This window comes from Bernardetia sp. ABR2-2B (assembly GCF_037126435.1).
In the GTDB taxonomy this organism is placed as follows: domain Bacteria; phylum Bacteroidota; class Bacteroidia; order Cytophagales; family Bernardetiaceae; genus Bernardetia.
In genome coordinates this window covers 3056009-3075000 of the sequence record NZ_CP147020.1, presented here as the reverse complement: position 1 = coordinate 3075000, position 18992 = coordinate 3056009, and the positions used below count along the sequence as shown (strand labels likewise).

Sequence of the window (18992 nt, the reverse complement as noted above, 5' to 3'; positions counted from 1 at the left end):
TTTAGTCTTGCAAACTAATACTATGCTATTTTTGAACTTTTTTCTGAAAATTGTTGTTAGAGAAAATCTTACTGTAAACAAGTTATTGATAATCAATGGGTTATGATTAATCTGTATAAATAATCAAACTTATATTTTGCTTTGATAATTATTTAAAAAGGATATTATCCTTCCATTTCCATAAATACATAGAAGCAATTGTTCTATAAGGCTTCCATTTTTCTGAATGATTTTGCATAAGTAATTGAAGCTGTTTTCCTTTTTCTTCTGTTTTTAATAACTTTTGCATCGCTTGTTGTATTCCTAAGTCAGCTAGTGGAAAGACATCTGGTCGCCACAGAGTAAACATAAGTAACATTTCGACTGTCCATCTTCCTACGCCTTTTATTTGTGTTAGATAACCTATTACTTCTTCATTGTTTTTTTGCATTATGAAATCTATTGAAATATCATTCTTTTGAGAAAATAAAGCTACCTCCTTTATATATGTTATTTTCTGTTTTGAGAGTCCAGCAGACTTCAAAGTTTCGTTATCTGTCTCTAACAATATTTTGGCGTTAGGAGAAACACTTGCGAATAAATGCAAAAAACGTTTATAAATAGTATCAGCAGCTTTTACGGAAAGTTGTTGAGAAATGATTGCTTTTATAAGCGCACTCATAATACTTACTTCACTGTTTGTGTCTTCATTTTTTAAATCTTCAAATGTATTTATCTCTACACTCTCTAGTATAGGAATAAAGAGGGGATCTTTGGAAAGTTGTGTTTTTGCTTCTTGAATCATTGAGTTTGAGTAAATGTTTTTTTCTAATTTTAAAGTCATTTAAGAAGATGTCTTATAAAAACGGTAAAATGTTTCTATTACAAAAAGCTTTATTCTTGACGATAACTTTTCTATCAAATATAACACAATCTTAAACTATATGAGCATTTGTTAGTCAATTATGTTGTAAGGGATAATACTGTATAATTCAAACTCTATTTTTTATTCTCGTTCTTTACTTTCAAAACATTTTTCTTCACTTCTATCTTTATAAAAGCTATGAAACTAATATATATTTATGATGCCCTTTGTGGCTGGTGTTATGGTTTTGCTCCTGCAATGCGTGATTTTTATAAAAACCATAAAAATGACTTTGAAACTATTGATGTTATCTCTGGTGGAATGATTACAGGAGACCGAATTGGAGCGATTGGAGAAGTTGCTCCCTATATCAAGAATGCTTATAAAGATGTAGAGAACCGAACAGGCGTAAAATTTGGTGAAACATTCTTACAGGATATTTTGGAAGAAGGAAGTGCTATTTTTACTTCTATTCCTCCTTCGATTGCTTTATCTGTTTTCAAAAAAGAAGCTCAAGAAAATCCAAAACTAGCAGGAGAAAAGAATGAAAAAGTTCTTTATTTTGCAGAAGACCTTCAAAGTCTTATTTATTTTGATGGAATTGTTCCAAAAGACTATTCAAAATATGGCAAACTAGCTACAAAATATGGTTTGAATAACAATGACTTTGTAGAGAAAATGAATAATCCAGACTATGAAAAACTGGCTCAAAAGGATTTTCAGTTATCGCAAGATTTTGGTGTAAATGGTTTTCCGACTCTTATTATCCAAAAAGGAGAAGAATTTTATTTATTTGCTAGAGGTTTTGTAGATTTGACAGAATTAGAAAGACGTTTTGAAGCAATGAAAAGTTCTGTTTAAAAAAAATACTATTCAATAAAAAACGATTGTCAAAGTCTGATTACAGACTATTGACAAAGTTTGAATAACTTTGATAAATCATTTCTATTACCTTTTATTTTTCTAATTCCCAATTTCCCATTCCAATTTCCCATTAAATAAAAATGATTCCAGCTTATATTGTTGCTATCGGCGACGAACTTCTTTACGGACAAACACTCAATACAAATGCTCATTCTCTTTCTAAAATGCTAACTGATGTTGGTTTTAAGGTTATCAAACATATTTCTATTGCCGATGAGAGGCAAGTAATATTGGATTCTTTTGAGGAAATGGCAAAAGTGGCAAAGGTTGTATTGATTACTGGAGGTTTGGGACCTACAAAAGATGATATTACCAAAAAAACATTTGCAGAATATTTTAAGGTAGGAATGCGAAGAGATGAAGATGTTCTGAAACATATTGAAAATCTTTTTTCTAGTAGAGGAAGAATGATGACAGATATGAATAAATCACAGGCTGATGTTCCGACAAACTGTCAAGTTATTCATAACGAATATGGAACTGCCCCAGCCATGTGGTTTGAGAAAGACGGTTGTATTTTTGTTTCGATGCCCGGTGTGCCTTATGAAACTGAAAATATAATGCAAAAAGAAGTTATTCCTCGTTTGATAGAATTTTTCAAACCTCCTTTTATTATTCATAAAAAAATTCAAACTATAGGAGTTCCTGAATCTATTTTGGCTCAGACCATTGAAGGTTGGGAAAATAAACTACCTGCTCATGTTCGTTTGGCGTACCTTCCACACTTAGGAAAAGTAACATTACGTTTGACAAGTGAAGGAGACGATAAACAAAAAATTGAAGAAGAGTTAGACAATCAAATCAAGAAAGTAGTTCCTCTGATAGAAAAATATGTTTATGGTTTTGATGATGAAACAATAGAAGGAAAGGTAGCTGATTTATTGAAAGAAAAAAACCTTACTTTGAGTGTTGCAGAAAGCTGTACGGGTGGATATGCAGCTCGTACTTTTACACAACATGAAGGTGCGTCAGCATTTTTTGAAGGGGGAGTAATTGCTTATTCCAATGATGTAAAGATGAAAGTTTTGGGAGTAACATTAGATACAATCGTAAAATATGGTGCAGTGAGTGAACAAACAGCCTTAGAAATGGCAGAAGGAGTACGCAAAACACTAGGAACAAAAATCGGAATCGCCACAACAGGCGTAGCAGGAACAGGTGGAGGAACACCTGAAAAACCAGTTGGAACAGTATGGATTGCTTATTCTGATGAAAATGAAACCGTTTCGAAAACCTATCAACTCACCAAAAATAGAAACTTAAATATTCAACTGACTACAAATGCAGTTCTGAATTTACTTAGAAAAAAATTAATAGAAAAAACTTTCTGATTCAACAAATACGTTATGATTATAAGGAAGTTGTTTAAGAATGGGTTTTATAGGTATGTTTGTTGGTGTCGCTTCGCTAAAACACCAACAAAGGCAGTGTTATTTTTCCTTAGAACTTGGTTTGCAACCCAATTCTAAGGAAAAATGAGTATTCTTAAACAGCTTCAAGATAAATACAAACTAAATTGAGAAAATAAAAATGATTTGGAGTTACGAACATATAAAAGATTCATTTGATAAAATAAGCCAAAGCGACCCAGTTACCTATTTTGCTCCTTTTTTTCTGTTGCTGATTTTATTAGAATTAGGAATTGATTTAGCGCAGAAAAAAGAATGGTATAACAAAAAAGATGCTTTTGCTTCAATAGTGATGGGAATTGGTTCTGTATTTTTGAGTCTTTTAGCTAAGATTTTTTATATCGGAATTTATATGTGGATTTATGATAACTTCCGTCTATTTACACTGCCAAATGTTTGGTGGGTTTGGATTTTGCTTGTCTTTGCTGATGATTTTTCTTTTTATTGGCATCATCGTTTGAGCCATCAGGTACGTATTTTATGGGCTGCTCACTCAAATCATCATTCGGCACAGAGTTATAATTTGGCTGTTGCGCTGCGCCAAAGTTGGACAGAAATGTTTTATAAATATATTTTCTGGTTATGGCTGCCTTTGCTTGGTTTTCATCCAATTATGATGTTTGTGATGATGTCTATCAGTCTTATTTATCAATTCTTTTTGCATACAGAGGCTGTTGGAAAGCTTGGTTTCTTAGAGTATTTTATGAATACGCCTTCTCATCATAGAGTTCACCACGCTACCAATATCAAATATTTAGATAGAAATCATGCAGGGATTTTTATTATTTGGGATAGACTTTTTGGAACATTTATAAAAGAAGATGAAGAAAAACCAATCTACGGACTTACTCAAAACTTAGAAACTTATAATCCGATTCGTATTGCTTCTCATGAATATGAAAAAATTTGGGAAGACATAAGAAAGCCTATTTCTTGGAAGAATAGAATAAAATACATGGTGAAACCCCCAGGTTGGAGTCATGACGGAAGTCGAAAAACTACAAAAGAGTTGGTAAATGAGATGAAGAAGAATAAATAATTATTTCAATAATTTATCCCACTGCCTTTTATCTAATTCAATAGCTTCACATTTCAGATGTGAAAGGTTATCACTCATCTTAAAAATATCGTTGAACCATTCTTTAGTATCTTCATCATCCTCTAAACAATACCAAGTCCATAAAGACTTTTTCCTTGTTCTTTCTGACCAGCTAGACAATGCTGTTGCTATTTCTGCCAGTCGTCTCATATAAGCTGTAGAGAGATAATCTATTTTAAGATAGATATGAACTTGTTTTATATCACTTTGAAGTAATTTTTCAACCCAACAAAAGAAAGGGTGCATAAAGTCTAAAGAGTAAGAATTATACATTTCTCCAGATATTTCTATAACACCTGTCTCAAAATTTCCTTTTATTGTGGGAAACTGTCCTGAAACATAAACTCCCATTCCCCATTTGCCTACAATCAAAAAATTAAAGCTAGAAAGTGATTGAACAACCTTTGCTAACAGATTTTCAGTATTTTCTCTAAAACGCTTGTTTATTATAAAATTATCTTCTTTGGGCTGGACAAATGGAAGAGAATCGAAAACATTAATAAACTCAATAGTCAATAACTCTTTATTGTTTTTGAAATAGTATTCTAACCAATTTTTAAAAGGCAAAAGTTCTTGTTCTGTAAAACGGTTTGCACAATCTGAAATAACAATTTTTCTTTGTTTTGCATTTGCATAAATACTAGCTTTAAAACCCTGTTGGTTGGCTTTACTTTTTATCAAAAGTTCGTTTTCCATAAAGTAGATTTTAATTAAAAAATTCAGAAAAAGCTGTTGATTTCAAGAATTGTTGAAATTTACTCAAAAAAAACTAACTTACCTGCTTCTATTTGGTTATTGGTTTTTAAATGATTCAATCAAAACTTTGTACTCTTTTTTATTCTATGAAAAATTTATTTTTTACAACTTCTATTTTTTGCCTTTTTGTGCTTTCTAATTTTCTTTCAAGTTGTGTTTCCTTTACTTCTTATGATGATTTGGAAAGATTGAAATATTCAGATTTGAGAGGATATGAATATCAAAACAAAGAATATAATCCTACTGCTGATACTACTCGTTTTATGTATTTTACAAAAAAAGAGGATTTTGAAAAATCGTTTGGAAGTATAAAACATGATATTGATTTTTCTGAGCAGGTTGTTGTAGCTGTTGTGAAGTATGAAAAAAAACCTACTCAAATAAATACGCAGCATATAACCTATTCACAAAGAGAAATTATTTGGCTCTATGAAGATGCTGATGTAAGTGAACCAACCAGTTCGCCATATGTAGGTGTAGTGTTGATTGATAAAAAGAGGTTTAACCAAGTAGTTTTTGTAGAAAATGGAAAAACAGTTTATATAATTACCACCCCAGAAGCACAAAAAAGAGCAAAAGAAAAACTAGCTGATACATTTGATAGAACAGAACAAGAAAAATAGTAAGTTTGTATTATTATTCATGTAAATGATTTTATGCAGTTAGAAAGCGAAAATGGGAAACAAAACCTGCTGTTCTGTGTCTGTTTTCCCACGATTAAAATCGTGGGTTTCGTTTGTTTATATAAATAATATTTTCCAAAGTATCAGAAGTATATTTTAATGACAACTTAAAATTTGTAAGTTACAATAGGTTTTCAAATGGATAATTTTATTCTCTCTCTTATTTTTTGGTTTCCATTACTGGGAGCTATTTTTTGCTTGATTCCTTTTAAAGAAAAACAAACTCATCTTTATAAATGGATTGGTGTGGGTGTTCTTTCTATCGAACTGATTTTGGTAGGAATGATGCTATTTTTTGCGAAGGTAAATTTAGACACATCTATTTTTGATACACAAAATTTACTTTTATCCGAAAAATATACGTGGTGGCATATTAGTTTAGGAAAGTTTGGAATTTTACATGCTGATTATTTTCTTGGAATAGATGCCAACAATGTTCTTTTGATTACTCTTTCAGCTCTTGTATTGTGGATTGGAAGTTTGGTTTCTGTCTTTTCTAAAAAAGCTCTTTTGCGTCCTCGTCTGTATTTTTTCTTATATTTATTGCTCTCTTCGGCTGTGATGGGCAGTTTTCTGTCTTTAGATTTTCTCCTTTTCTTTATTTGCTTTGAATTTATGCTACTCCCTATGTATTTTTTGATAGGAATTTGGGGAGGAAAAAAGAAAGAGTATGCAGCAATAAAATTTATTATTTATACTTTAATAGGTTCTGTATTGATATTAATAGCAGGAATCATTATTGTAAACTCTGGAATAGACATACAAAAAACAGCTTTAGAACTAGGAGTATCATCAGAAGAAATTATATCAAAAATCAAAAATTCTAATCTTATTATTGAAAACTCTAGTCAGATTGTGCATTCTTTTGATATGATTGCTTTCAAAGATGCGAATTATTTTCTTCCTCAGTCTATGCTTTTCGCTTACGAAGGAAACTCCGTACGTATAGCTATTTTCTTTTTACTTTTAGTTGGTTTTGCCATCAAATTACCTATTGCACCTCTACATACATGGTTGCCAATCGCTCATGTAGAAGCTTCAACTCCTATTTCAATGGTTTTGGCTGGTGTTCTTTTGAAAGTCGGGGGCTATGGACTTTTACGTCTTCCTTTTTCTGTTTTTACTGATGTAGCAATAGATTTTTCATTTTGGATAGGTACTTGGGGAGTTTTTTCTATGATTTATGGAGCTTTTTTAGCTCTTGGACAAACACACCTCAAGAGAATGATTGCTTATTCTTCCGTTTCTCATATGGGTTTTGTTCTTTTAGGTTTGGCAGTCATAAACGTGGAGGGAACAAACGGAGCAATGTATCAAATGATTAGCCACGGACTTATTTCGCCTTTGCTTTTTCTTTTAGTAGGTGTTCTTTACGAACAAACAAATGATTTGACTATTGATAATTACAGTGGTCTTTTTCACAAGCTTCCTCAGTACACAGCTTTTGTAGGAATTGCTTTTTTTGCAGGTTTGGGGCTTCCTACTTTTTCTAGCTTTATTGCTGAACTAACTATTTTCTTAGGCGTTTTTTCTTCTGATTATTTACCGATTTGGTTAGGAGTTTTATCTGCAACAACATTAATTCTGACAGCTAGTTACTTTCTTTGGACGTATAAAAGAATGTTTTTAGGAAATTTTCAGCTCCATCACACCCTTAAAAAAACAGATTTGAGAGATATTTCTACTTCTCAAAAAATCATTGCTTCTATCTTAATTTTCTTTATCGTTCTTTTAGGAATTTTTCCTTCTTTGGTGTTTGGATGGTTCTAAATATTTTCCTTAGGTTCTCTTTGTACAAAGATAGCAGCCAAAAAAGAAATAACTAAAGCAACAATACTAGCCTTCAAAATGTCTTGTAAAGTGTATAAGAAAGGATTATTTTTTCTTATCTGTGTTTCCTCTTTTATTTTTTTCATCTTCTGCTCTGCTTCTTGCTTTGATTTAGAGTTTTTATAAGTGTATTTTTCTGTTTCTTCTAAAACTTTCTGTTCTGAAAGCTCAATATATTCCGTAGCAATATAATTATTAAAAGTATAAGTATAAATGGCACTCATAATAATGCTGATTAGAAAAGCTGTAAATACTAATTGGACAGCTTTTAAATAAGAAATGACTCCTTTATTATCTTGCTTTATTTTGTAACAAACCAAAACAATAAGCGTAACCGATGTAACTACTAAACCTATAAGATAAGAGGTAGAATTAGTATCAATTTCTATTATGTATGATAAAATAGACAAAATAATAGTTATAAAACCCAATATTAAACCATAAATAACTGAAGACTTCATAAAATAAAATTAGTGATTAGTAATAAATTTAACTCTCTTATATTTTTAACTTATTGTTAGAGAATTAAGGTTTTAAAAAATAGGATTTAATAAATTAAGCCTTCCAATAGAATCTTGTTTTTGCTGTTCTCTTAATCTTAATTTTCTCATCTGTTCAGCATATTCTGGAGTAAGCTTGTATTTTTCTCGTTCTATTTTTCTTTCTATTCTAACTAGAGATTCTTTATAGTCTGTTTTCAAACTATCTGTTTTATAAGCATTTTCAAAATAGTTTTGAGCTAGTTCGAATCGTTTTAACTTATCTTCAATATCGAAAAGCTTATATTCATATAAAACTCCCAGTAAGTAATTAGCCGTATTTTGTAGAGGTTTTTGTCGAATTACCTTTTTGAAATAATATTCTGCTTCTGAGTAATATCTTTTTTCAAACATATAAATTCCAACTTGTAAAGCAGCTTCTGCCAAAGTAGAATCTTGTCGGATTGCCTTTCTATGCCATACAATAGAGCTATCTCGTTTATTCAAGTTAAGCCAAGTATTTCCGTAGTGTAGAGAAAGTTGAGAACGAATTTTATTATCTATTTTTTCATTTTTATCTTTTATAGAATTTGTCTTCTGAAAAGCAACTTGAGCTTCTTTCCACGCATTTTTTGGCAACTCTGATTCATTATACGTTTTGATAATTTCTATATACGCAGGAAGATAAGCACTATCTTTTCTGATTGCTTTTCTCAAAAATGAAATTGCTTTTGTAGTATCATTTTTTTTATTCCAAATCATTCCTTGATAATAAAGTGTTTCTATTTTTTCGCCTGTTCGATTTGCAATTTCCTCAAAGGCAGTCAAAGATTCTGACCATTTTTTTTGATTAAAGGCAGAATACGCATACAAACGATACACTTCCAAATCAGTAAAACCTAGTTGAATTGCTTTTTGTGAAGCTTCTATTACTTTTTGAGGTTCATTTTTTTGCTCATAAGCTTCTGCAAGTGCAAAATAGTATTTGCCTTTCGTGCTGTCTAAAGAAAGAGCTTTTTCAATATCATCTAAAGCAATATTTTCTTTTCTAGAAGATAAATACAAAGAAGCTCGTTTGTAATAATAATGAGCTGTATTTTCTTTATTATCTGTTGCTTCACTTTGCTCAATTTGCTGATTGAGAAACTGAACTTGACTTGAAATAGTTGTGGTAACAGAATCAGGAAGAGGAGGTAACGTTTCGACAAATTGCTTAGTGTCAGACTGACAAGCCGACAAAAAACACAAAATTGATAAGAAGACAAAGCTATTTTTTATATAATTATACATTTTATATAAACAGATATTCAAATTATATAAAGCTTGAAATATCGTAATTCGTAATTTTTAATTCGTAATTAATTTTCTATTTTTTCAGCCATTCTCTAATTACATCTAAAACAACAAAAACGTATTTCTGATGTTCTTCTGAAGCTTCCATTTCAGGCTCTTTTCCTCCTATATTTACCATTTTACCAACATAGTTTTCTTCTTTGGCTTCATTTTCAAAAACCCAAACAGCATATGCTTTTATAACAATGCTATCATCTTCTAATTTATTAATATCACTTTGAGTAAGGACAAAATATGTTTTTTCATCAATAATGAATTTTGATAACTGACGTTCACTTTCTGTGATAGAGGCTAATGAACCAGACATTTCTACTTTGAGATTTTTATCAGAATGAGCTGTTGGAATACGAAAATTTGAATCTTTCATTTTTTTTTTAATTAGGAATTAGATATTGAGAAATAGGTTAAACGAAAAGAATTTAACTGATTACTGGTAACTACATAACTGGTAACTGATTTTATTTATAGCCAAACCAGTTTAGCTTATTTGCTTTCTTACGCCAATTTTCACTTACACGTACATAAAGTTGTAAAAAAACTTTTTTACCAAAAAATGCTTCCATATCTAATCGTGCTTCTGTTCCGATGAGTTTGAGTGCACTACCATCTTTTCCTATCAAAATTCCTTTTTGAGATTTTCTTTCGACATGAATTTCGGCATTGATACGTAACATTTTAGGTGTATCTTTAAATTCTAAAACTCCTACTTCGGTAGAATATGGAATTTCTTGGTCATAATTTAAAAATATTTTTTCTCTAATGATTTCGGCAGCAAAAAAACGCTCTGGTCGGTCGGTTAGCATTTCTTTATCATAATAAGCAGGGTGTTTTGGAAGATATTTTATGATAAGTTCCAATACTTCGGCTACATTAAAACCAATAAGGGCAGATAAAGGCAAAATTTCTTGTGGATTCAATACTTCTTTCCAACGAGCAATTTTTTCATCAATAATTTCTTGATTTACTAAATCAGCCTTATTTAATAAAACGATGAGAGGAATTTTCTTTTTATCTAATACCTTTTTGAGTTTTTGGATAGCATCTTCTTCATCATGGCTTTCATCCAGTGAAGTTACGAGCAGAATAACATCAGCATCTTCTAATGATTTTTCTACAAAGCGCATCATTTTTTCGTGCAGCTCATATTTTGGAGAAATAATACCAGGAGTATCTGAAAAGACAATTTGATAGTCTTCACTATTCAAAATCCCCATAATACGATGGCGAGTAGTTTGTGCTTTGTGCGTAACGATAGCAAGTTTTTCTCCTAAAACCGAATTCATAAGTGTAGATTTGCCACTATTTGGTTTTCCAACTAACGCAACAAAACCAGCTTTATGATTTTCAGATTCTTTGCCTCCATTAAGAATAGCATCTAAGTCAAGTTCTTTCATAGTACAAAGTTCGCTTTTTTTATAGAATAATTCAGTATAATTTAATTATTTAATCTTGATAAAGCCTTTTAAATCGATAAAAGCCTGTAATTTACACTTTTTATAAAAAATAATTGCTTTTTTTTGAATAAATATTTGCAGGTTAGAAATATTTTCGTACCTTTGTAAAACAATCACGGTAAATAAACTTTGATTGTACCAATTACGGCGCGAGATAGAGCAGTTGGTAGCTCGTCGGGCTCATAACCCGGAGGTCACAGGTTCGAGTCCTGTTCTCGCTACTATTAACCCCTTACACATATGTGAAGGGGTTTTTTTATGTTTTTGTGCCAAATTTTAGCCAAATCATACTATTTACTTTCTCGGCTTTCCTTGTTTCTCTCTATAAAAAATCTAATATTGAAATGGACGAAAACGAAAACAAAAAATTTCCTTATAAACTTGCTAAATTGGTAGAAGGAAAAAGAAAATATATTGAATACTGGTTATGGAGCATTGAAAAGAATAAATTAGTAAGAATACGGATTACTCAAAAAGATAAAGTAAATGAATTAGAAGTAATCAAACTGAATAAGAAAATAGAAAAAGGAAATATTTATCTGTTATCAAATTCAGAATTAGCACAAAAGGAAAGAGAAAAAAATAAGACTAATATTTTAGCTGTTGATGCACTTGAATTGGCTTTGGAAAACTCAAAAACTCGTATGCGTGGAAAATCTACAAACAGTTACAAAACTCATGTAACTCTGTTCTGTAAATTTTTGAATGATAATTTTGAAGGAATAGAACTAAGAAATTTAGATACTACTATAATGGAACAGTTTTTAAATTTCTATCAAAAGGAAAAAAACTGGAGCGCAAAAACTCGTAATACATACAGTCAAAATATTTCTACTTTAGTTACAGATTTAAAAAAATTAGGCTACATAAGAGAAAATCCTTTTGTTGGCTTTGCTACTCAAAAAGTAAAAAATAGTAGTTCGCATCGTGCCTATAACGCACAACAAAGACAAATTTTAAAGGAAAAAATAAGTATTGAAAATCCTCAATTATGGTTAATGTGTTGCTTTTTGTTTTATACTTTTGCACGTCCTAATGAAGTACGACAACTAAAAATAAGCTATATAGAGTTAGAAAATAACAAAATATTTATACCTGCTCATATTGCAAAAAATGGAAAAGATGGGCGTGTTGATATGCCTGTGCAACTTAGACAATTACTTATTGATAGTAAAATTTTTGATTATCCTTCAAACCTCTATATTTTAGGAAAAGAAGGCAACCCCTCAAATGAATGTCATGCTCGGTACTCATTTAGTAAAAAGTATAAAATCATTAAGGATAGTTTAGGTTTTGAAAGTGCCTTTACTTTATACTCTTGGAAGCATACTGGAGTAAGTGAAGCCTATAAAAATGGTGTAGATATTTTGGAAATTTCGCAACAATGTAGGCACTGGGATTTGAACGAAACACGCACTTATTTGCGCTCTCTTGGTGTTTATTCAAGTGAGAAAATAAAAAATAACTTTCCTACTTTATAAAATTTAGACACAAAAAAAGCATAGAACAAAACTCTATGCTTTTTTTATTTTCTGCTAAATTTAAACTTTTTAGCCCTCAAAAGAATCAGTAACTCTCATTCTGTTTTGTCCTTCTATAACTTTTCCACCATTACCCAATAAAATACAAGGATAAAAAACACTATATTTCAATGAGTTTTATTATATTTAGTGATTGAATTAAAAAATGATTTAAAATGAATCAAATAAAAGAAGTTCTTAAAAACAAAGGAATTAGTCAGACTTGGCTTGCCAACAAGGTTGGTAAAAGCTACAATACAATTAATGAATATGCTCGTAATAAAAGACAACCGAGTATTGAAGTTCTTTTTAGGATAGCAGAAATATTGAATATTGAAGCCAAGGAACTAATTAAAAAACGAGACTTGAAAGAAAACAAATGAATTTAGATACACAAAGCTTGCAACCCATTATCAATTTTATCTGGACAGTAGCAGATGATGTATTGATAAATAAATACCTAGAAAACCAATACCAAGATGTTATTTTACCAATGACGGTTTTAAGACGTTTGGATTTGGCACTAGAACCAACCAAAGACCAAGTGCTAAAAACGCACAATGAGTTTAAAAGTAAAATGGATAACCTTTCTGGATTATTAACCAGTAAAGACCATGGTTCTGGATTGGAGTTTTATAATACGTCTCCATACACAATGAAAATGTTGCTGGATGACCCTAAAAATATTGATTCTAACTTTTTAGATTACCTAAATGGATTTTCTGAAAACGTACAAGACATTATTCAAAAGTTTAAGTTTCGTAATCAATTAGAAACCTTTGAAACTACTGGTATTACTTTTTCTTTATTAGAGAAATTCTGTAGTCCAAAAGTAGAATTGAGTCCTCAGAAAATTTCTCCAATGGCAATGGGCTATATGTTTGAAGACCTAATTCGTAGGTTTAATGAAAAAACTAATGCAGCAGCAGGACGACACTTTACACCTAGAGAAATTATAGAGTTAATGACCCACTTGGTGTATTTACCTGTAAAAGATAAGATACAAAAAGGAACATATTTAGTGTATGACCCTTGTGCAGGTTCTGGTGCAATGCTTACACAATCTAAAAAGTTTGCTACCAATCCAGAAGGAGAAATAAAAAGTAAAGCTAGTTTTCATTTATACGGTCAAGAAAACACAGGCGAAATGTATGCTGTTTGCAAATCTGATATGTTGCTAAAAGGAGAAGACCCAGACAAAATACAGTTTGGTTCTACACTTAGTAAATATGGTTTTGACCCTAACCTAAAGTTTAACTTTATGCTGACCAACCCTCCGTATGGAACAAGTTGGAAAGAAGACCAAAAAGAACTAAACGTAGGTACAGCAAAAAAAATAGAAATTAACGACACTCGTTTTAACTTAGAGATTAAAAACTTTAAAGGCGAACTAGAAAAACAATGTTTGACTTCTCGTAGCAATGACGGACAATTAATGTTTATGCTACATATGCTTTCTAAAATGAAAGACCCTAAAGATGGTGGTAGCCGTATCGCTTCTGTTCATAATGGTTCTGCTATTTTTACAGGTAGTGCAGGTAGTGGAGAAAGTGGTATACGCCAATATATTTTAGAAAACGATTTGCTAGAATGTATCATTCAATTGCCAAATGCTATGTTTTATAATACAGGAATAGCTACCTATGTTTGGATATTGAGTAATAACAAAAGCCCAGAACGAAGAGGAAAGGTACAATTGATTAATGCTTCTTCTGATAAGTTTTATAGCAAAATGCGTAAGGCTTTGGGAAGCAAAAGCAATGAGTTGAAACCTAATCACATTTTAGATATTCAAAATATCTATTTCGATTTTGAAGAAAATGAATACTCTAAAATATTTGACAATGAAAACTTTGGTTATTACCAAATTACAACCCATCAACCAGAAAAAGACGAAAATGGGAAAATTGTAAAAGACAGTAAAGGAAAACCTAAGTCAGACAAAGATTTAAAGGATACCGAAAACGTACCAATGACAGAAAACATTGATACTTATTTTGCTCGTGAAGTTTTACCCTTTGCACAAGATGCTTGGTATGATACAACCAAAATGAAAGTAGGTTATGAAATTCCTTTCAATAAATATTTTTATGAATACCAACCCCTACGTAAATTGAATGATATAGCTGCCGACATTTTAGCATTAGAACAAGCAACAGAAAGTTTACTAAAAGAAATAGTTGAATAATGATGAAATACCCAAAATATAAAGATAGTGGCATTGCTTGGTTAAGAGAAATTCCTGAGCATTGGGGAATTGAATCTTTTAAAAATATTCTAACAGAAAGGAATGAAAAAAACAACCCTGTTAGAACTAAAGAAATTCTTTCACTTTCCATAAACAAAGGAGTTACTTTATATGCTGAAAAAACTACAAATTTAGATCGTTTTAAAGATGATGTAACTAAATATAAGTTAGCTCATAAAGGTGATTTGGTTCTAAATAGTATGAATATGATTGTGGGAGCAGTAGGAGTTTCAAACTATTTCGGTTGTGTAAGTCCTGTTTATTATACTTTTTATGGAAGTAATAGTGATGCCTACACTACAAGATTTTATGAATATTTATTTAGATGTAAAACTGTTCAAAGTGTTTTGTATAGTCTTGGAAGAGGTTTAATTGCTATTGATAGAGGTGAGGGAAAATATAACACTTTGAGGTTAAAGGTTTCAAGAGATGATTTACGTTCGATGAGATTACCATTTCCAAATATCTCCGAACAAATCGCTTTAGTTAACTATCTTGATTTCAAAACAGAAAAAATAGACCGTTTTATCAAAAAGAAAAAAAAATTAATAAAACTACTTAAAGAACAAAAAGCAGCCATTATAAACAAAGCTGTTACTAAAGGAATAAACCCCAACGCTAAACTTAAACCTTCTGGTATTGAATTACTAGGTGATATTCCAGAACATTGGAAAATCAAACCTTTAAAATATTTTGTTACTTATAATGATGAGGCATTACCAAATGGTACAGTTAAAAGCTACAAACTAAACTATATTGATATTAGTAATGTTAATAAAGATGGTGAAATAGACGAAATAGTTAAATATACTTTTCAAGACGCTCCTTCAAGAGCAAGAAGAATTGTAAAAAAAGGAGACGTAATTCTCTCTACGGTAAGAACCTATTTAAAAGCAATAGCAAAAATTGAAAATGATGAAGACGTTATTGTATCTACAGGATTTGCAGTTTTAAGACCTAGAATAAATATAAATTCTGAATTTCTAAATTCTGCTGTTAGAGCAAATTATTTTATTGAAACGGTTTGTTCAAATTCATTTGGAGTTAGTTATCCTGCAATAAATGCAAGTGATTTAGTTACGTTGAAATTAGCAGTTCCTAATTCCGTTCAGGAACAAAAAGAAATTTCACATTTCATCAAAACAGAAAATTCTAAAATAGACAAAACTATATCCACCATAGAAAAAGAAATAACGCTAGTAGAAGAATACAAAACGGCATTAATTGCAGAGGCAGTAACAGGTAAAATAGATGTAAGAGATTTTAAGGTTCCAAGCATAGAAGAACCTTTGGAGAGAGTAGTTGAAGAAGCATCAAATTATAATAAAGCAGATTAACAATGAGTAAAACCACTAACACTAAAGAAAACGGCTTTGAAAAGCACATTGTAGACCATTTGGTAAACACTAATGGTTATGTATTGCGTACATCACAAGATTACGACAATGTAAATTGTGTAGATAGTGAACTCTTGTTTCAGTTTTTAGAAGCTACCCAACCTAAAGCAGTAGAAAAACTAAAACGCTATCATAAAGACCTGTATCAGCAAAAAATCCTAAAACGTATTAATGACCAAATAAAACTAAAAGGTATTATTGAAGTATTGCGTAAAGGAGTAACAGATGGTTTTACAGATACTAAAATCCGTTTGTTTTATGATAAACCTGTTTCAGCATACAACCAAAGTGCAAATGAGTTGTATCAAAGTAACTTGTTTTCTGTAATGCGTCAGGTATATTATTCTACAAAAAACAAAAACTCTTTAGATGTAGTTAGTTTTATTAATGGTTTGCCAGTCATCAGTTTTGAGCTTAAAAACGAACTCACTAAGCAAAATGTAAAACACGCCATAAAGCAATACAAAGAAGACCGTGATCCTAATGAAGAGTTATTTCGTTTAGGCAGAATGGTAGTTAATTTTGCAGTAGACACGGAAGAAGTTTGGATGTGTACGGAACTAAAAGGTGAAAGCTCTTATTTTTTACCGTTCAATAAAGGAAACAAAAACGGAGCAGGAAACGAACCCAATGGTGGTATCAAAACAGATTACTTGTGGAAAGAAATCCTAACTAAAGCAACCCTTACCAATATTCTTCAAAACTATGCTAAGTTAATCACAGAAGAAAAAGAGTACAAAGATGCTAAAGGCAAAAAGAAGATAAAGAAAATCAAAAAATTAATCTTTCCTCGTTTTCATCAATTAAACGCTGTTTCTAAAATATTAGAAGATGCCAAAGAAAAAGGAGCAGGACAAAAATATTTAATACAACACTCAGCAGGTTCAGGTAAAAGTAATTCCATTTCTTGGTTGGCTCATCAATTAGTTGGTTTACACGATAAAACAGGTTCTAAAACTATTTTTGATACTGTTATTGTAATTACAGACCGTAGAGTTTTAGACAAACAAATACGAGAAAATATAAAACAATATCAACAAGTAAAAGGTGTTGTTGAAGGTATTACAGAAGGTAGTAAGCAACTAAAAACTGCTTTAGAAGAAGGAAAAAAAATAATTATTACTACCATTCAAAAATTTCCACACATTGTTGAGGATATTGGCGATTTGCCAAGTAATAATTTTGGAATCATAATAGATGAAGCACACAGTAGTTTGAGTGGACAAATGGCTCGTAAATTAAATGAAACACTTGCCAAAGTTTCGGATGAAGAACAACTCCAAAGTGATTTAGAAAATTATGATGAAACAGAAGATGATGAGGTAACAGGAGAAGATTTTATAAGAGCAATGATAAAAGCTCGTAAACTATTACCAAATGCAAGTTATTTTGCTTTTACAGCAACACCAAAAAATAAAACATTAGAGTTGTTTGGAGAAGCCTTTGAACAAGATGGCAAAACTAAATATGCAGCGTTTCATTTGTACTCTATGAAACAAGCCATAGAAGAAGGTTTTATAAAAGATGTGTTACAGAATTACACGACTTATCAAAGTTTTTATGCTTTACTCAAAAAAATAGAGGATGACCCAGAATACGATAAGAAAAAAGCACAAAAGAAATTAAAAGCATACGTAGAAGGACACGACCACGCTATAAAAAAGAAATCTATTCTAATGATAGAACACTTTATGGATAATGTAGTGAAGAAGAAAAAAATGGGTGGTAAAGCCAAAGCTATGATGGTTACAAGTAGCAGAGCCAAAGCAGTACAATACAAACACGCTTTTGATGCTTATTTAAAATCAATTAATAGTCCGTACAAAGCAATTGTAGGTTTTTCTGGTGAAATAGACGGAGAAACGGAGTCAAGTTTAAATGGTTTTCCAAGTGGAAACATTCCAGAGGAATTTGAAAAAGATGAATACAAGTTTTTATTGGTAGCAAACAAATTTCAAACAGGATTTGACCAACCACTTCTCCACACTATGTATGTAGATAAAAAATTGGGAGGGGTAAATGCTGTTCAAACTTTATCTCGTTTAAATAGAAGTCATCCATTAAAGCAAGACACTTTTGTTTTAGACTTTGTTAATTCATCTGAAGATATAGAAAAAGCATTTAAACCATATTTTGAGCATACTATTTTAGGAGAAGCTACAGACCCAAATAAATTATTTGATTTAAAAGATGCTTTAGATAATTACCAAGTATATTCTCAGGAGCAAGTGGAAGAATTTTCGAATAAAATATTGGCAAATGTATCTGTAGACCAATTACACGATATTTTAGACCAATCTAGTGCTATTTTTAGAGAAGAATTAGAAGAAGAGCAACAAGCAGATTTTAGAGCTAAAGTAAAAACCTATGTGCGTTTATACATTTTCTTATCTCAAATAGTAGATTTTGAAAATGCGTATTTGGAGCGTTTATATATTTTCTTGAATCACTTACAAAACAAACTAGTAACAGAAGCTGAACCAGACTTTTCACAAGGTGTTTTAGATAATATTGATATTGATAGTTACCGATTACAATTAGAAGCTACTACCAATATAGCAATGGAACAAGGAGAAGATTTACAGCCTATCCCAACTGAAATGAGAGGTGGTGTAAGTGAACCAGAAATCGACCAATTATCTAATATCATAAGTACATTTAATGACCGTTACGGAACTGAATTTGAAGATGCAGATAAGGTTAGACAAATGGCTGAAAGTATTGTAAATGGAGTTGCTAAAAATGAAGATATGCTAAATTCAATTCAGCATTCTGACGAGCAAAACGCAAGAATTACGAGTGATAAAATTGCACAAGATGAATTGCTTAAACACGTTACAACAAACTTTGATTTTTATAAAGTGATAAACGATAACCCAGAAGCAAAAGAAGAATTTAATTCAATGGTTTTTGGAATGGTAAAGGAGTTAATGAGAAAAGCTATATAAAACCTATCAAAAACCTTCTTACAATTCTTTAAAGATGCTTTTTGAGTT

At 31.0% G+C, this 18992-nt stretch carries 16 protein-coding genes and 1 tRNA gene; 11 read left to right on the top strand and 6 right to left on the bottom strand.

Going from position 1 to position 18992, the window contains the following annotated elements; all coding sequences use genetic code 11:
• Nucleotides 1-148: 148 nt before the first annotated feature.
• Nucleotides 149-784 carry a DNA-3-methyladenine glycosylase 2 family protein gene (locus WAF17_RS13110; protein WP_338760192.1) on the bottom strand — a complete coding sequence of 212 codons (636 nt, stop codon included), beginning with the start codon at nt 782-784 and terminating at the stop codon, nt 149-151.
• A gap of 258 nt (nt 785-1042) precedes the next feature.
• On the opposite strand from WAF17_RS13110, the gene WAF17_RS13105 reads away from it, so the two are divergent.
• The 3 genes from WAF17_RS13105 (at nt 1043) to WAF17_RS13095 (ending at nt 4216) form a co-directional block, all read left to right on the top strand.
• Entirely contained in the window at nt 1043-1705 is a 663-nt protein-coding gene (locus WAF17_RS13105; RefSeq protein WP_338760189.1) for a DsbA family protein, read from the top strand.
• 143 nt (nt 1706-1848) lie between these two features.
• On the top strand, nt 1849-3099 hold the full coding sequence (locus tag WAF17_RS13100) for a competence/damage-inducible protein A (protein WP_338760186.1): 1251 nt from the start codon (nt 1849-1851) through the stop codon (nt 3097-3099).
• A gap of 199 nt (nt 3100-3298) precedes the next feature.
• Nucleotides 3299-4216 carry a sterol desaturase family protein gene (locus tag WAF17_RS13095; RefSeq protein WP_338760183.1) on the top strand — a complete coding sequence of 306 codons (918 nt, stop codon included), beginning with the start codon at nt 3299-3301 and terminating at the stop codon, nt 4214-4216.
• Here WAF17_RS13095 and WAF17_RS13090 read toward each other — a convergent pair whose 3' ends face one another.
• Nucleotides 4217-4972, bottom strand: a complete 756-nt coding sequence (locus WAF17_RS13090; protein ID WP_338760180.1) for a SiaC family regulatory phosphoprotein — start codon at nt 4970-4972, stop codon at nt 4217-4219.
• A gap of 146 nt (nt 4973-5118) precedes the next feature.
• On the opposite strand from WAF17_RS13090, the gene WAF17_RS13085 reads away from it, so the two are divergent.
• On the top strand, nt 5119-5655 hold the full coding sequence (locus WAF17_RS13085) for a hypothetical protein (protein WP_338760178.1): 537 nt from the start codon (nt 5119-5121) through the stop codon (nt 5653-5655).
• A 198-nt stretch (nt 5656-5853) separates the two neighbouring features.
• Nucleotides 5854-7485 (top strand): NADH-quinone oxidoreductase subunit M, encoded by a 1632-nt coding sequence (locus WAF17_RS13080; protein ID WP_338760175.1) that lies wholly within the window; start codon nt 5854-5856, stop codon nt 7483-7485.
• Here WAF17_RS13080 and WAF17_RS13075 read toward each other — a convergent pair.
• The 4 genes from WAF17_RS13075 to era all read right to left on the bottom strand — a co-directional run bounded on the left by WAF17_RS13075 (nt 7482) and on the right by era (nt 10771).
• Nucleotides 7482-8006: a DUF4199 domain-containing protein gene (locus WAF17_RS13075; protein WP_338760172.1), complete on the bottom strand. Its 525-nt coding sequence runs from the start codon at nt 8004-8006 to the stop codon at nt 7482-7484. The two genes, WAF17_RS13080 and WAF17_RS13075, sit on opposite strands and share 4 nt — an antisense overlap.
• Before the next feature lie 72 nt (nt 8007-8078).
• Nucleotides 8079-9314 carry a hypothetical protein gene (locus tag WAF17_RS13070; protein ID WP_338760169.1) on the bottom strand — a complete coding sequence of 412 codons (1236 nt, stop codon included), beginning with the start codon at nt 9312-9314 and terminating at the stop codon, nt 8079-8081.
• Nucleotides 9315-9390: 76 nt separating this feature from the next.
• Nucleotides 9391-9744, bottom strand: a complete 354-nt coding sequence (locus tag WAF17_RS13065; RefSeq protein ID WP_338760166.1) for a hypothetical protein — start codon at nt 9742-9744, stop codon at nt 9391-9393.
• Nucleotides 9745-9835: 91 nt separating this feature from the next.
• A complete protein-coding gene (gene era, locus WAF17_RS13060) occupies nt 9836-10771 on the bottom strand; it encodes a GTPase Era (RefSeq protein WP_338760163.1) in 936 nt (311 codons plus the stop codon).
• A gap of 208 nt (nt 10772-10979) precedes the next feature.
• On the opposite strand from era, the gene WAF17_RS13055 reads away from it, so the two are divergent.
• The 6 genes from WAF17_RS13055 (at nt 10980) to WAF17_RS13030 (ending at nt 18944) form a co-directional block, all read left to right on the top strand.
• Nucleotides 10980-11052, top strand: a tRNA-Met gene (locus WAF17_RS13055).
• Between the two features lie 123 nt (nt 11053-11175).
• Nucleotides 11176-12312 carry a site-specific integrase gene (locus WAF17_RS13050; protein ID WP_338760160.1) on the top strand — a complete coding sequence of 379 codons (1137 nt, stop codon included), beginning with the start codon at nt 11176-11178 and terminating at the stop codon, nt 12310-12312.
• Between the two features lie 215 nt (nt 12313-12527).
• Complete coding sequence (locus tag WAF17_RS13045) at nt 12528-12734, top strand: helix-turn-helix transcriptional regulator (protein ID WP_338760158.1); 207 nt, start codon at nt 12528-12530, stop codon at nt 12732-12734.
• Nucleotides 12731-14539, top strand: coding sequence for a class I SAM-dependent DNA methyltransferase (locus WAF17_RS13040; RefSeq protein WP_338760155.1), 1809 nt, complete (start codon nt 12731-12733; stop codon nt 14537-14539). Before WAF17_RS13045 ends, WAF17_RS13040 begins: the two co-directional genes overlap by 4 nt.
• 2 nt (nt 14540-14541) lie before the next feature.
• Nucleotides 14542-15936 (top strand): hypothetical protein, encoded by a 1395-nt coding sequence (locus tag WAF17_RS13035; protein WP_338760153.1) that lies wholly within the window; start codon nt 14542-14544, stop codon nt 15934-15936.
• 2 nt (nt 15937-15938) lie between these two features.
• Complete coding sequence (locus tag WAF17_RS13030; RefSeq protein ID WP_338760151.1) at nt 15939-18944, top strand: type I restriction endonuclease; 3006 nt, start codon at nt 15939-15941, stop codon at nt 18942-18944.
• Nucleotides 18945-18992 lie beyond the last annotated feature (48 nt).